The organism is Paenibacillus sp. FSL K6-2859 (assembly GCF_038008265.1).
In the GTDB taxonomy this organism is placed as follows: domain Bacteria; phylum Bacillota; class Bacilli; order Paenibacillales; family Paenibacillaceae; genus Paenibacillus_AQ; species Paenibacillus_AQ nitricinens.
Genome location: NZ_JBBOYU010000001.1, coordinates 1,846,095 through 1,861,627 on the forward strand (window position 1 = coordinate 1,846,095; position 15,533 = coordinate 1,861,627).

The 15,533-nt window shown below is 44.2% G+C and carries 9 protein-coding genes and 1 other annotated feature (1 of these 10 only partly in view); of the genes, 4 read left to right on the plus strand and 5 right to left on the minus strand.

The features are described 5' to 3' along the window. The first annotated feature begins 93 nt into the window (after positions 1 to 93). From ptsG to pulA, 4 genes are all read left to right on the plus strand, one after another. On the plus strand, positions 94 to 2,157 hold the full coding sequence (gene ptsG / locus MHB64_RS08055) for a glucose-specific PTS transporter subunit IIBC (protein WP_341134125.1): 2,064 nt from the start codon (positions 94 to 96) through the stop codon (positions 2,155 to 2,157). Between the two features lie 100 nt (positions 2,158 to 2,257). After that, entirely contained in the window at positions 2,258 to 2,533 is a 276-nt protein-coding gene (locus MHB64_RS08060; RefSeq protein ID WP_042131974.1) for an HPr family phosphocarrier protein, read from the plus strand. Continuing rightward, positions 2,526 to 4,238 carry a phosphoenolpyruvate--protein phosphotransferase gene (gene ptsP / locus MHB64_RS08065; RefSeq protein ID WP_094870608.1) on the plus strand — a complete coding sequence of 571 codons (1,713 nt, stop codon included), beginning with the start codon at positions 2,526 to 2,528 and terminating at the stop codon, positions 4,236 to 4,238. The genes MHB64_RS08060 and ptsP overlap by 8 nt, the downstream gene beginning before the upstream one ends. Positions 4,239 to 4,649: 411 nt before the next feature. Further along, positions 4,650 to 6,989, plus strand: a complete 2,340-nt coding sequence (gene pulA / locus MHB64_RS08070) for a type I pullulanase (RefSeq protein WP_341134126.1) — start codon at positions 4,650 to 4,652, stop codon at positions 6,987 to 6,989. Positions 6,990 to 7,048: 59 nt separating this feature from the next. Here the strand turns inward: pulA and MHB64_RS08075 are convergent, their stop codons facing one another. The 5 genes from MHB64_RS08075 to MHB64_RS08095 all read right to left on the minus strand — a co-directional run bounded on the left by MHB64_RS08075 (position 7,049) and on the right by MHB64_RS08095 (position 15,010). Next, positions 7,049 to 8,659 carry a diguanylate cyclase domain-containing protein gene (locus MHB64_RS08075; protein WP_179281612.1) on the minus strand — a complete coding sequence of 537 codons (1,611 nt, stop codon included), beginning with the start codon at positions 8,657 to 8,659 and terminating at the stop codon, positions 7,049 to 7,051. A gap of 434 nt (positions 8,660 to 9,093) precedes the next feature. After that, a complete protein-coding gene (locus tag MHB64_RS08080; RefSeq protein WP_156113076.1) occupies positions 9,094 to 10,266 on the minus strand; it encodes an ABC transporter permease in 1,173 nt (390 codons plus the stop codon). Then, positions 10,263 to 10,961 (minus strand): ABC transporter ATP-binding protein, encoded by a 699-nt coding sequence (locus MHB64_RS08085; protein ID WP_094870612.1) that lies wholly within the window; start codon positions 10,959 to 10,961, stop codon positions 10,263 to 10,265. Before MHB64_RS08085 ends, MHB64_RS08080 begins: the two co-directional genes overlap by 4 nt. Continuing rightward, a complete protein-coding gene (locus MHB64_RS08090) occupies positions 10,958 to 12,391 on the minus strand; it encodes an efflux RND transporter periplasmic adaptor subunit (protein ID WP_094878877.1) in 1,434 nt (477 codons plus the stop codon). The genes MHB64_RS08085 and MHB64_RS08090 overlap by 4 nt, the downstream gene beginning before the upstream one ends. A 57-nt stretch (positions 12,392 to 12,448) precedes the next feature. Next, the gene (locus tag MHB64_RS08095) at positions 12,449 to 15,010 is read right to left on the minus strand and encodes a hypothetical protein (protein WP_341134127.1); all 2,562 of its coding nucleotides are present in this window, start codon (positions 15,008 to 15,010) and stop codon (positions 12,449 to 12,451) included. Positions 15,011 to 15,279: 269 nt separating this feature from the next. Further along, positions 15,280 to 15,533: a binding site (T-box leader), on the plus strand; it runs 33 nt beyond the window's last position.

Below are 15,533 nucleotides of genomic sequence, written 5' to 3' on the forward strand. Positions count from 1 at the left end.
CTTAGCGTTAGATAACAACCTTTATACTGTGTTGCTCATGCCTTTTTTGGCATCTGTTTTACTGAAAAGTGAATAATGAAAGGAAGTGACTTGATGTTTAAAAAGATGTTTGGCGTTTTACAAAGAGTTGGTAAAGCGCTAATGCTTCCAGTTGCCATACTGCCAGCAGCTGGTTTGCTGCTTGGAATAGGAAACATGCTGGTAAACCCCGATTTTCTACAGTACGTTCCGGCACTGGAGAATGATGTCGTTCAGGCGATAGCTAACGTATTGATGAACTCAGGGCAAATTGTATTTGATAATCTATCCTTACTATTTGCCGTGGGTGTTGCGATTGGTTTAGCCGGAGGTGAAGGTGTTGCTGGTCTAGCCGCAATTATCGGTTTCCTCGTAATGAATGTTACGATGGGTACTGTAATTGGCGTCAATGATTATGTCCTGAGCCAAGGCGATTTTTCTTATGCTAGCGTCTTAGGTATTCCAACACTGCAGACAGGGGTGTTTGGTGGTATACTCGTCGGTATATTGGCATCGTCCATGTACAAACGATTCTTCAAAATTGAGCTTCCATCCTATTTGGGCTTCTTCGCAGGTAAACGTTTCGTTCCAATCATGACTGCGGTTACGTCTTTGCTTCTCGGTCTGGCATTGACCTTAGTTTGGCCGCCAATTCAGCACGGTCTGAACTATGTATCACAAAGTATGATTGATACGAATAAAACGCTCGCAGCGTTTATCTTCGGAACCATCGAACGCTCGCTGATTCCTTTTGGTCTGCATCACATCTTCTATTCTCCATTCTGGTATGAATTTGGTACCTACGTAGATAAAGCTGGAGAATTGGTACGTGGTGACCAACGGATCTTCATGCAGCAGCTTCGTGATGGCGTTGAATTCACAGCAGGAACATTTACAACAGGTAAGTATCCTTTCATGATGTTCGGTCTTCCAGCAGCTGCTTTGGCCATCTATCATGAAGCTAAACCTCATAATAAAAAAATCGTCGGAAGTTTGATGATTTCCGCAGCATTGACTTCGTTCTTGACAGGGATTACTGAACCACTCGAATTCTCATTCCTGTTCGTAGCTCCATTGCTGTTCGCAGTACATGCTGTGTTTGCAGGTCTGTCCTTTATGACCATGCATATCCTTAATGTTAAGATTGGTATGACCTTCTCTGGAGGTTTTATCGATTACGTACTCTTTGGTATCATTCCGAACCGTACGGCTTGGTGGCTCGTAATTCCAGTAGGTCTTGCTCTTGCATTGATTTACTATTTCGGGTTCCGCTTTGTTATTCGCAAGTTCAATCTGATGACACCGGGGCGTGAAGAAGATACGGATGAAGCTGATGATACAGATGCAGAATCAGTTTCTAAAACTGGTGATGATCTGCCTCGAAACATTTTATCTGCGTTGGGTGGTAAAGAGAACATCGCTCATCTGGATGCTTGTATTACCCGCCTTCGTGTGGAAGTTAAAGATAAATCAGGTGTGGATAAGAATCGTCTGAAGAAGCTTGGTGCATCAGGTGTGCTTGAGGTGGGTAATAATGTCCAAGCGATCTTCGGTACACGTTCCGATACAATAAAATCGCAGATTCAAGATGTAATTAATGGGAAGACACCTGCAGCAACGCCGGTAACGGCTGCACCTAAGCCTGAAGAAGAACAGCAGGCGGGTGAAACTGGTGAAGCGATTATCAAAGAAGATATCGTCTCTCCGGTAAATGGTGAATTAGTGGATATCACTGAGGTTCCAGACGCAGTGTTCTCCCAAAAAATGACGGGTGACGGTTTTGCTTTCCTATCTGATGATGGAAAGATTGCTTCACCGGTTTACGGTAAAGTGTTTAATGTGTTCCCGAGCAAGCATGCGATCGGCATTATGTCCGATGGGGGTAAGGAAGTGCTCGTTCATATAGGGGTTAATACAGTTAAGCTTAAAGGTCAAGGCTTTACTGTTCTAGTTGAAGAGGGCGACCTTGTAGCTGCTGGACAGCCGATCATGGAAGTGGATTTAGAATATGTAAAAGCACATGCACCTTCAGTAATGTCTCCTGTTATTTTCTCCAATTTGCCAGAAGGCTCTTCCGTAACCTTGAAGAAGCCAGGTAAGGTATCTATTGGCGATAAGGATATTATTACCATTCAGTAAAAGTGCAAGGGTGGAAGCTTCCTTTAAACATTAAAGGGAGCGAAGCCTTCACTATAAATTAAAAAATACTCTATTAAAAGAAAGCGAGTTGGATAATATTATGCAAACAACATTCAGAATTATCGATGAAGATGGAATTCACGCACGTCCGGCAACTGCCTTGGTAAATACAGCTACGAAATTCAAAGGTACAGAAGCTTATGCAGAAGCAAAAGGCAAAAAAGTTACATTGAAATCTATCCTTGGCGTATTGTCATTGGGTCTGGAAGCTGGAGACACGTTGTCTCTGATTACTGAAGGCAGCGAAGAAGCTGAAGCTCTGAGCGCACTTTCTGATGTAATGATTAAAGAAGGGCTAGGGGAAATCCATGAATAAAATTTCAGGAATCGCGGCTTCAGCAGGGATTGCAGTAGCCCGTGCTTTTATCCTGAAACATCCGGATTATACAATTACAAAGACTAGTATCAGTGATCCTGAAGCAGAAGTCGCCAAGTTGAATGACGCACTTGCTAAATCAAGTGCTGAACTGCAAACCATTAAAGAGCGTACTTTAGCAGAACTAGGAGAGAAGAAAGCAGAGATTTTTGCATCCCATCTGCTGATTCTTGAGGACCCTGAGCTGATTAATCCCGTAATTGATAAAATTCGTCAGGAATCGGTTAACGCGGACTATGCACTAAACGAAGTAGCTACACAATTCATTGAAATGTTCGAAAACATGAAGAGTGCTTACTTACAAGAACGTGCAGCTGACATGCGTGATGTGACCAAGCGCCTGCTGAACCATTTGCTGGGTATTCATTATGTTAGTCCTGCAGAAATCAATGAAGAGGTTATTGTTATCGCTGAGGATTTAACACCTTCTGACACAGCACAGCTAAATCGCAAGTATGTTAAAGGCTTCACAACAAACATTGGTGGACGTACGTCCCACTCAGCGATTATGGCACGCTCCTTGGAAATTCCAGCAGTTGTTGGAACTAAGAATGTCATGACAGAAGTGAATTCTGGGGATCTAGTGATTGTCGATGGTCTGAACGGAGACGTTCTTATTAATCCTAGTGAAGCAGAAGTGGCAGCGTACGTTCGCAAGCAGGAAGCTTACGACTTGCAAATTGCAGAGTGGAAGAAACTTCGTGATAAACCAACGATTTCTGCAGACGGTAAGCACGTGGAGTTGGCAGCTAATATCGGTACACCAAACGATGTCAATGGTGTAATTGAGAATGGTGGCGAAGGTGTAGGCTTGTATCGTACTGAGTTTCTATACATGGGCCGCGATAAGTTGCCTTCTGAGGAAATTCAATATAACGCCTATCGTACTGTGCTTGAGAATATGAAAGGCAAACCGGTAGTTGTACGTACACTTGATATCGGTGGCGACAAAGAACTTCCGTATCTGGATCTACCAAAGGAAATGAATCCTTTCTTAGGATTCCGCGCAATTCGTCTTTGTCTGGATCGTCAGGATATTTTCCGTACGCAACTGCGTGCTTTACTGAGAGCAAGTGTTCATGGGGATCTTCGCATTATGTTCCCTATGATCGCAACACTTGGTGAATTCCGTGCAGCCCGTGATCTTCTGCTTGAAGAGAAAGCGAAGCTTCGTGAAGAAGGCAAGGAAGTGTCTGACAACATTCAGCTCGGCATTATGGTTGAGATTCCTTCCACTGCTGTATTGGCTGACCAGTTTGCAAAGGAAGTTGATTTCTTCAGTATTGGTACGAATGACCTTATTCAATATACAATGGCTGCTGACCGTATGAATGAACGGGTGTCTTACCTGTATCAGCCATACAATCCGGCCATCCTGCGTCTGGTCAAAAATGTAATTGATGCAGCGCATGCAGAAGGTAAATGGACTGGAATGTGCGGTGAGATGGCTGGGGACGCAACAGCGATTCCACTCTTACTAGGTCTTGGCCTTGATGAATTCAGTATGAGTGCAACGTCAATTCTGCCAGCACGTAGTCAAATTTCTAAATTGTCGGCTGCCGACATGAAGGAACTGGCTGCAAAAGCACTGCAACTTGGCACTGCTGAAGAAGTAGCTGCACTTGTTCAAAGCATCACTAACTAACTATTTCCATATGCATTACTCCGTTAAACGTTTTATAACGTTCCAACTACTATTACCGACTTCCGATGTTTGGAAGTCGGTTTTTTTGTGTTTAAATCAATAATTTTATTTCTTGTGTTGGCTTATGTTCATGGGAGAGCGTTATACTCAATTTAGAATAACTAAATTCACTTTTTATTTGCTTTATTGTACAGATGTCTATGCCGATAGTAATAGTGATGAGTATAAAGTCGGTAAGGAACCCAAACCTGTAAATATGTCTTACATATAATAGTATGAATCCATAGAAAGTTTATACTCCTTTATCGACTTGCAGAGCTGTGCAAGTATTAATATGATCTGAATTGGAAATATTTGGACTTATAAGCATCCCTATAAGTTAGGCAGGGAGCCATAGGATGGTGTTAACTCATGAGTAAAAATGTTATAAATACAGAATTAATGTTTGAGGTCTATGAAGGTAAAGACCTGGGCTTAACGTACTCGATGGAGTACAGTGTATTTAAAGTCTGGGCACCTACTGCTTTTGCTGTATCTCTAGTTTTGTACGAAACAGATGGAAATCAACGTAACATTGGATTTGATCTGAGCTCTGCAGATAGTGGGCGTATTATATATATGCAGCGTCAGAACGGCGGAGTCTGGCAGACTAAGTTATCAGGTGATTTAAAAGGGAAATATTATATGTACCGTGCTGTATTTGCTGATGGAAGTGTGACGGAAGCAGTAGATCCCTATGCAACAGCCGTATCGGCAAATGGTTTAAGAACAGCAATCGTTGATTTAAGTAGGACCCATCCTGAGCATTGGGAGAAGGATGTTGCTCCTCCATTGCAGCATCCTGCAGACGCGGTTATTTATGAGCTGCATGTGCGTGACTTCTCCTCACATGAGAGCTCTGGCATGTACAATAAGGGTAAATTTAAAGCATTTACAGAATTTGGATTAAAAGATTCGGAAGGAAATGCAATAGGTATGGATCATCTGGTCGAATTGGGTATCACCCATGTACATCTGATGCCTGTGTTTGATTTCCAGACTGTAGATGAGCTGAGTGTAATGAAGCGTGGTTCATCCATTGAACATAACGACTACAATTGGGGCTATGATCCTCAGCATTATAACGTACCGGAAGGATCGTATAGCACTGATCCTACCAATCCAGGGCTACGAATTCGGGAATTTAAAGAAATGGTTCAGGCACTGCATAGTCGTGGGATTTCAGTGATTATGGATGTGGTTTACAACCATACGTACGCTGTGGAGAAGGGCCCCTTTGAGCCGCTTGTACCAGATTACTTCTATCGCCGTGACTACTTGGGACGTTTATCTAATGGCTCGGGCGTGGGTAACGAGCTGGCTACAGAGCGTCCGATGGTACGCAAATATATTAAGGATTCTTTGTCCTACTGGGCTACGGAGTATCATATTGATGGCTTCAGATTTGATCTTATGGGTCTGATGGATAGTGTGACCATGCGTGAAATAACGGAAGAGCTTAGACTTGAGGTAAATCCTAATCTGCTGTTATATGGCGAACCTTGGACAGGAGGAGATTCTCCACTGGCAACAAAGACGCTAAAAGGTGTGCAGCGGGGAAAAGGATATGCTGTCTTCAACGATAACTTCCGTTCGGCGATCAAAGGTGATAGTGATGGATGGGGACGGGGCTTCATTACAGGGGAATACGGCAAAGAAGGGGCTGTTGCAGCCGGAATCAAAGGAGCCATCCACGAATTTACAGACTCTCCTGTGGAATCGGTGAACTATGTAACGGCCCATGATAATTTGAATTTATGGGATAAGGTGCTTACCGTACAAGGGGGATTTCAGGATGCTGCTTCACGGGCTAATCCTTACGTAAATGTAGATCTGGAGAATATTCTCAGCAATGAGACCGTGCGCCGATCCCTGCTTGCAAATGGAATCATCCTGACCTCGCAAGGGATTCCATTCCTGCATGCCGGTGATGAACTCCTGCGCAGTAAATTTGGAGATCATAATAGCTATCGTAGCGGTGATACGATTAACGCGATCCGCTGGAATATGAAGAGTGTGTTTAATCCTGTATTTCAATATTATAAAGGCTTGATCGAACTGCGGCGTACACATCCGGCATTTCGTCTGCATGGTAGGCAGGAAATTGAGCGTTCGCTGGAATTTATGCGCTGTGATGGGGGGATTGTGTCGTACCTGCTTAGAAATCATGCAGGAGGCGATCTCTGGAACAATATAACAGTCATTTTTAATGCCAATAATGATCGAGTAAAGCTATCTCTTCCTGAAGCTAATAACGGTTGGAATGTGGTAGTGGATCATACCCGAGCAGGGACAGAAGCATTCCGAAGAATTACAGGTAGCGAGGTGGAAATTGAAGGCTTGTCGATGATGGTGCTCTATGATGAATGTGGTGAGCCAGCCCCGAGATCTAAAATTATCGAAGTACACTATGAACGGCCAGATGGGAAATATCAAGGCTGGAATCTTTGGGTTTGGGATACAGGAATTCAGGATGGACAATGCGACTTTCGGTATATGGAGGATGGGCGTGCAGTTGCACGCATTGAGGTGTTGCCAGATACCAATTCTATCGGGTATATATTACGTCTTAATGACTGGGAAGAGAAAGATGGCGATGGGGATCGCTTTATTGATTGTTCCACGGATGACGAGCTGATCAAGGTGATGGTTATAGATCGTGATCAGGAGAATGATGGGATCTCAGATGATCATCTGCAGTTAACCAGTTAAAAGAATAAAAAAGAGCTGCTTCAGGGTTTTGACCCCTGGAACAGCTCTTTTTGTTGTTCTTATGGTTTTCCGATGGTTTGGTTGGCTAAACCTACATCCAATAGATCGTAGTAGAGATTAGCTTCATTCCCACCATGGTCTTTAGAAAGGTACATCGCTAGATCTGCGGCACGCAGAAGTTCATTAATGCTGCTTCCATTTTCAGGAAATAGGGCTACGCCAATACTTGCGGAGGTGTGGAAGCTAGATCCATTGTCAATAGACCAAGATTTGTTGAATAACTTAAGCAACCGCTGAAGCATTTCATCTAACATTTCTGGAGAGGTAAATCGGTGCAGTACCACCGCGAATTCATCACCGCCAATCCGGAACGCCTGGCCTACACCTTTAACCGTTTGCAAAAGCTCTCGAGAGAGCAGTTGGAGAAATTCGTCACCTGCCAGATGTCCTAAGGTATCGTTTAACTGCTTGAATCTGTCGCAATCCAGCAATGCGAGTGCAATATTCTTTCTCCGTTCCTCGGGTTGGTTGATGAGATTCTCCATGTACATTTTGAAATGAGCACGGTTGGGAATTGCGGTTAAATGATCATAGAAGGCTAGCTTATGTAATCGTTCTTCGTACTGCTTCCGTTGTGTAATTTCACGGGACACTAACATAAATTGTGCTGGGAAATTATTGCTTCCCCGAACAGGCGACACCTTCGTTTCCAGCCATACCCATTGCCCTTCAGCTCCACGCATTCGTAGCTCTGAGATACGAGGGGTTCCTTGAACGATACTCTTTAGTTTGGCCCAAGCGATTTCCGGTTCACGAATATAGTTGGATAGTGGGTCACCCTTTTTAGGAACATAGCCGAGAATACTTGAATGTGAAGGGGAGCTATACAATATCAACCCGTTAGGATCAGTCAAGATAATAAAGTCAGACATGGTTTCACCGATTAGCTGATAGAGTGTTTGTTCCTCCAGCATTTCATTTTTGAGCCAAATGATTTTGCGACCCAGATAAATAATAACTAGAAGCAGAATAAAGAAGACCAATGAGTATAGCGCAAAAAGTGCACTCTTTTTATCTTGGAACCCATCTGCTACTTGTAAGGCGTAGGTGTCTACCAGGTCTTCTGATTGATCAAGATGAGTTCTAACTTCATTTAACTGCATGTTCAGATTTACAGCATGATATGAAGCAGGGTCCCATCCGATTTGCATCCGTTCAGCTATCAATTTACTCCCTGTATTCTTCCATAGGACTAGGGATGTTTCAAAGGCATGGAGCTCATTCTCTAATTCAGTAAGTATATTGGCCTGCTTCAAATCACTGTAGGGTTTGTTGATGGATCTGATGTCTGAACTTGCTAGGCCTACCCGTTCTTGTGCTTGTTGATTATTGTCCTTAAATTCCTGAATGAACTGATCACGTTCAGCGTCAGTGAGGTTCGAGCTCATGGAGGAGTGGAGAGCGATTGCGGCTTGATACAGATCACGATCAGCGCTCAGTATGAGCTCAGAGTTCTCAAATACATCTTCATATAAAGAATCTGACATTCTGTTAATGGTGTGATTTAGATAGAGTAAAGAAGCTACACTAATCCCAACCAGTAGAATGGAGATCGCAGCGAAAATAAAGATTAGTTTGCGTGTTACTTTGATATCGAAAAATCCAGCCACGGTCATTCTCTCCCCGCATAAGATGTTTAACAAATCTTATTGCTGCTAACTATAACCTGCGGAACATCCATTTGTGGCAGGTGTATTTTATTTTCAGGCAAAGATGTTGAGAGTGACTATGTGAAAAAGAGGTGTTGTAACATAGTGGGAAATGAGGCATGGGAAAGATAAATTGTGTGTGGACCGCAGTTTGTAGTACAACAAGTATATAGGACGTCCTACTTATAGAGCAATCGCTTCCTCAAATAAATATCGATAATAATAAAATTAATGATTACGGTATGAGCCTATTGCCTTATCTATATTCAAATCCATAAATCCTATTACCCACCGTCTTCGTAAATGATACCTAGCTCAGCCTCAAAAATATGCGTTCTGTTATGCTAAAAAAGCTGCTCAGTCATATTAATGACTGGGCAGCTTACTTGAAGTAACTATTCGTTACGTAGTGCATGAATGGGGCGAAGCCGTGCGGCTTTGTTCGCAGGCATCATTCCGAAAATTACGCCGATAAGCAAGGAGAAAACAAAAGAGATCAGTACCATATCCCAGGCAATGGATACGGTAAGTGAAGTATACTTTCCTAGGAGCCAACTACCTGCGACTCCAATACCAACACCGATTACCCCACCCAATCCGCTAAGCACAATGGATTCGATCATGAATTGAGCGAGAATATCGAACTTTTTGGCGCCGATTGCTTTGCGGATACCAATTTCTCTTGTTCTTTCATTGACGGATACGATCATAATATTCATGATGCCGATCCCCCCAACAAATAGTGAAATGCCGGCAATTCCCGCAAGTGCCATTGAAAGCGTAGCTGTCGTAGAATTTACAGTTTCCAGCATCTCTTGAGAGTCAAATACACTAAAAGCATTATCCGCATAATTAAATTTAGCATCCAGTGTACTCTCTAGTTTATCTTTTACCGTGGCTACAGTGTCTGCTGAAGTCGTCGCAATTGTGATAGAACGTACGCCTTTGCTTTTTAACTGACGTTCTGCAGTAGCTATAGGGATTAATAAGATATCATCGTTGGAACCACTTAGACTAGAGCCTTTGGCTTCCAACAGGCCGACGATTTTATAGCTGATCCCGTTTAGCTGTACCTTTTGGCCTACAGGATCATCTGTGCCGAATAAATCCTCAGCCGTACCTGTGCCTATCAGCGCAACCTTCTGCCGGTACTCTGTATCTATATCAAGCAGGAAACGTCCTGACTGTACATGGAAATCCTTAACGTCCTCATAAGAAGGTGTAATGCCTTCAACAGTAACGCTAACATTCTCAGTATTATGCTTGGCTGTAACGTTGCCACTGATTACAGGAGCTACATTTTCTATCCCCTCTATATCTCCTAGTGCTAAGGCTTCTTCATAGGTGAGGGAGGTGGTAGCCCCGCGGCCAGTGATGTTTACCGTCAGCTGATTTGTTCCGAGTCCATTAAGCTGCTCCGTAATCTGAGAAGTAGTTCCCTGCCCCACAGAAACGAGAATGATAACGGATGATACACCAATAATAATACCCAGCATCGTTAAAAAAGCTCTTACTTTACTGCTGTAAATACTTTTTAGAGCCATCCGCATACTTTGAAATAATTTCACCTCGCATTCCTCCGATCTTCTACGAGGTTGCCATCCTGAATACGAATGATCCGCTTCGCTTGCTTTGCAATTTCGAGGTCATGTGTGATTAGGATGATTGTATGACCTTGCTCATTTAATTCTCGAATCATCTGCATGACCTCTTGTCCAGTTCGCGTATCAAGCGCCCCGGTAGGTTCATCTGCAAGTAGAATCGGGGGAGATCCAGCCATGGCTCGCGCAATCGCAACACGCTGTTGCTGTCCTCCAGAAAGCTCAGAAGGTCGGTGATGCATTCTTTCCTCCAAGCCTACTTTAAGGAGTGCCTGTTGCGCCGTTTCTCTACGTTCTCGATGTGAGAGGCCGCGGTATATTAGAGGAAGCTCTACATTCTCGACAGCAGACAATTTGGGGAGAAGATTGAAATTTTGAAAGATAAAGCCGATCTTCTCATTTCGGATAATAGCCAGCTTGTTGTCGGATAATTTGCGAACCTCTTGCCCGTCCAGAAGGTAACTTCCCTCATCTGATATATCGAGGCATCCAAGCATGTTCATGAGTGTTGATTTACCAGAACCGGAAGGACCTATAATCGCTACGAACTCTCCGAAGTCGATTGTAAAGGAAAGATTTTTCAGGACTGTCATAGTTTCTCCGGCCATATTATAGCCATGGGTCATGTTCTGGACTTGGATCAGTGGTGCTGAAGCACTCATCTGCTGCCACCTCCACCACCACCAGCTGGTGCTCCGCCCATGCCACCAGCACCACCTCCACTGAAGCCGCCACCACCGCTAAAGCCTCCGCCGCCGAAACCGGCGCCACCCATACCGCCTTGCATTTGCATCTCAGTACTAGTTGTACCCGTTTTGGTAGAGATTACTGTAGGAATGATCACTTTGTCTCCTTCATTAAGTCCGCTGACAATTTCAATGCTGCTCTCATCATGAATGCCCACTTCGACAGAAACCATTCGCTGATTACTATTTCCGCGGTTTCTTGTGCCAGCTGCTCCACTAGCCATAGCACCGCTGCCGCGAGCATCAGGCGCTCCGCTAGGCATTGCGCCACCGCGAGCATCAGGCGCTCCGCTAGGCATAACTCCACCGCCAGCTTCAGGTGCTCCGCTGGGCATTACTCCGCCGCGGGCAGCATCAGGAGCCCCACTAGGCATTGGTGCCTGGCCCTCGGTAGATGAGTTTTCGGTTGAACCCGCTGTTAAGGGGAGAGCTACTGTATACTTGCCATTTCTTTCTTGAACAGCTTCAACCGGTACGGTTAACACATCTTTTTTCTCAGCCGTTGTAACTGAAACTTCTGCCGACATCCCGACAAGGGCACCTTCGGAGCTAGTTAAGCCAACGGTAACATCGAAGAGGGATACTCCGTTTGAGACTGTACCTTCCTTGGCAATCTTTGTGACACTCCCCTTGAATTCAGTGTCGGGAAGGGCATCCAATGAAATGGTGGCAGGCATCCCCAACTTCACTGTAGGAATATCAAGCTCATCCACCTGCACTATGACGCTTAAATTAGCATAATTGGTGATATCGATGAGTTCAGAGCCATCCATCGCTTTTTCACCGTTGGCTATATTAACAGCTGTAACAGTTCCGTCAATAGGGGCGGTTAGGGGATCTGGAGGGATCATATCTTCTTGTACAGATGCTATTTTTTCGATTTGAGAAGCGATATCTGTTTTCGCTTTTTCAATCGAACGTTTGGCACTGGCCAATTCATCCTCGGAGGCACCTGCCACGGCAAGCTTCTTATACTGCTCCTGCTTGTCCTGAAGATCCACTTCAAGTGAGGTAAGAGAGGTTTGTTCCTGTTTGAGATTGTCACTCAGGTCATCGCCTTCGAAGGTAATTAATGTCTGGCCTTTTTTCACAAGGTCTCCTTCTTGGACAAGCACTTCAGCTGCGGTTCCAGCGTCCTTCGTTTTCACTTTTCCTGTTTCGGTGGCCGTGACGGAGCCTGCTCCAGATACATTTACTATGATATCGCCCTTCGTAACCGTGGCTGTATTTACGGGCACTTCAGCAGCCTGACTGCTCTTATCAGGTAAAAATGTATACACCAACAATCCGGCTGTTGCTACAGCTACTACTCCGATGGTCCAGAGCAACACTTTTTTCTTCTTCATTTCTATCCTCCATAGATCATCAAATTTCTTTTGAATTCAGCCACCCTTGCGCTTTTACTAAATGTCGGATGGATTGTTAGCATTAGAATCGGTGTTTGAAGCGGAATTGCTGTTTGAAGTCGTTGACGCTGCCTGATAAGTGACAACATAGGTCCCAGTTCCCAGCAAATTTCGATGACCTTGGAATTCGTCGTATATATTCAATCGGATCGCGCCGCCACTTAGAGTTTTGTAAAGATTGCTTGTGAATGTTGTGGTGTACGACTTGAAGCTACCTAATGGCAGATCTGTGCCCAGTGTTAATGTCTTTTCCATCGTTTGTCCGAAGGGGTCGATCAGCTCTAGTACAAGCTTGTGCTCATACGTACCCGATTCGTAAAGCGTGCTGCTCGACAGGTTGTAGGTTAGGACAGTGCTTAGCGTATCTTTTCCACCAGTGACGGTGGTGACTGCATTTGTCACGGATAGGGTATAAGGGAACAATTCTACATCCAAAAGATTGCTCTTTGCCTCCACCGCAACATTATTTAGTCCCAGTGACACCGTATTGATATATCCCGTTGATTTCCCGCCAGGAGCCGTAAGTTTTCCTTCGGATACCCCTTCACCGATATAAAGAACAAGCTGAGAAGGATCTACTCCAAGTGGAAGCTTAGTCCAGACGGTAATCAGATTTTTTCCGTTAGGGCTCGTGGAAGTTGTAGACTGGTTGACCTCGCCTTCGAAATATTGATTGTCTGGTGTTTTGTAATAAGCTACGAGTTGAGCCTGCTCTGATTTACGTGTTTCCTCACTGTTCATTTCCAGTTCTGTGTACATGATATTGGAGCTCGTACCCTGATAAACCGTTGTCCGGCGCTCTAATACTTCTGCTTTTTTGCTTTCAAGGTCAATTTGGAAGGAACTTAGTGCTGCAACTTCCTGAACACGGCTATCCAACTGATTTGTACTTAACGAAAGAAAATTAATTTTGCTTTCGCCGGAGGTTTCTTGCAGCGTTATTTTTAATGGATTGAACTGGTAGGTGTAAGGAACATTGGCCACGACATAAACGTCTGCGGATTCATTTGGCCCGAGTAGGGTTTGTGTGCTTTCTGTGACGACTTGGGAAGTGCTGCTAATATCACTCTCACCAGCTTTAATGACACTTGTAAACGCTGGAAGCTGTACAGAGGTCGATTTCGTGTTGCGAATATTGATTTTAGCTACAAGCTGATCTTTGTCTGCCCAAGGTAGCCGCTGTATGTTCGTAAGCTTGACAGCAAATGTACCGTGGCTGTTCTCCACTGCGTATTCTGTGTCCTGCCAATTATTAGTTTGCAGAATGTAAGGGATCTGATAATAGGCTGTAGGAAAAATGATCTTACCCTCGACAGCGGGTTCATTCATTTGCAGCTGTAGCGTTCCTTGAGCTATCGTTAGCGGAACTTCTGCACTGAGCTCGATTATTTTTTCTTCAAGGGGTTTGAGTGTAAGGTTGGCGAAAGCCTTCGTGTCCACCGGAAAGCTATATCCTTCAGCGGCTTTAACGGTAAACTCATAAGCAGGCAAAGTAATCGCTTTGTTGCCGCTATTTTTTACTCGAAATTGCAGCGTCCAATTCGCGGTGCCGTTGTCGGCATAGACATTGGCGCTTTTTAACTGCGTCTCGACAGTATTATTGTTGATCGTAAGCTTCTTGATGACATTGCTGGCTACGACAAGATCCGGTGTGGTAGCAGCGGGAAGGTTATAGGTGACGATGGGCAAAGCTATTTTTAATGAAGTATCTTCTCCAGCAAACTGCAGAGTCATATTGTCTGTCTTCATATAAGAGGGGATTTCCGTCATGTAGTAGATCGTCTTTTTTTCTTGTGGCTGTACTTTGTAGTTGCTGCTCGCGTCATCAAGCGTTAATTCAAATACAGATCCGCCTGCGGATGCGAGGTATCCCTTAAGTCCAGAATCACTTAGCACTTTGGTTCCTTGATTGGTTAAGCTCACACCTACTTTGGCGTATACCTTACCGTTATATTTGTAAATTTGCAGACTTTCTGTTTGGGTTGTTACGGGTTGATTATTCAAGGTTATTTTTTTGCTTTGGCCTCTAGCGACCGCTTGTGAAAAAGTTGCAGGTAGGGTGAAAGTACCCAGCTTCTTTTGATAATCGGTACTGCTGAAATCCCAACCAAAGACTGAAATCTTAACGCCTTTTAATGAGGTGGATTTACCGATGTTTACATAATAGGTTACGGATTGACTGCTTTTGGAGGCTATGGACTTGATAGTTGCACTGCTGGTTACTGGGCTCCCTTGGATAACCGTTCCTCCGGCAGTAGTTACCTTAGAGAAATAGTCCACCAGATTGATGCTGCTTCCGCTCCCATTGTAATAGCTGAGGGTGTATGTAAGAATATTGCCGCCATCCTGAGTTAAAAAGCCTACATCGCTCAGCTTCACGCTTACGTTACTCTTTAAAGCTATCGAGCCGAGTTTATCCAGAGTGGATACGGTGGTGGTGGTTGCCGTTTTGGTGGATGTACTAGTCGTTGATGCAGCGTATGCTCCATACGCTGAAGCTTGACTCAGAACGGCTGCGCTAAGTATGATCCCAGCGACTTTTGTTCTTCGTGCATGCATGTAATTCCCTCCCGGTATGAAAGTCCTTGTACTATGAAGGTGGTTTATGATGGAGTACAACCATGCCTTCTTAATAATGGAAATTATCAAGCTCCGCTGAACGTTAGCTGAAAAAAAGTCCCCGGAACGGCTCTGAACCTTAAAGCCAGCTTAAAGCCAGATAAAAATTGCCCTAATTATGCTTGAACTTGTCAAAACGACAGATTTTGCATATAATAAACAGACATATCTCTTGCATAAAAGAGGTACCTGACAATTAGATTGAATTGTAAAATGCAGTGATGGAGAAGAGTACACAGTGCCTGACTTACAGGGAGGAGACGCCGGTGATTGAGAGCGTTTCTAGGAAACAGAGCTGTCGAAGTTCACTCCGGAGCAGTTCCTTGAATTCCTTAAGATTGCCTTGTAAGGAAGCGTAGGGGAAACCGGTCACAGACCGTTATTTCTGTATAAAGTGAGATAGGTATCTGTCCAGCCAAAAGAGGGAATGAAGCTCTTATGGGGAACAGATCAGCTTGTCTAA

Excerpts from the sequence above, each read along its gene's own strand:
- ptsG (WP_341134125.1), top strand. The coding sequence starts at position 94 with ATGTTTAAAAAGATGTTTGGCGTTTTACAAAGAGTTGGTAAAGCGCTA.
- MHB64_RS08060 (WP_042131974.1), top strand. The coding sequence starts at position 2,258 with ATGCAAACAACATTCAGAATTATCGATGAAGATGGAATTCACGCACGT.
- ptsP (WP_094870608.1), top strand. The coding sequence starts at position 2,526 with ATGAATAAAATTTCAGGAATCGCGGCTTCAGCAGGGATTGCAGTAGCC.
- pulA (WP_341134126.1), top strand. The coding sequence starts at position 4,650 with ATGAGTAAAAATGTTATAAATACAGAATTAATGTTTGAGGTCTATGAA.
- MHB64_RS08085 (WP_094870612.1), bottom strand. The coding sequence starts at position 10,961 with ATGAGTGCTTCAGCACCACTGATCCAAGTCCAGAACATGACCCATGGC.
- MHB64_RS08090 (WP_094878877.1), bottom strand. The coding sequence starts at position 12,391 with ATGAAGAAGAAAAAAGTGTTGCTCTGGACCATCGGAGTAGTAGCTGTA.
- MHB64_RS08095 (WP_341134127.1), bottom strand. The coding sequence starts at position 15,010 with ATGCATGCACGAAGAACAAAAGTCGCTGGGATCATACTTAGCGCAGCC.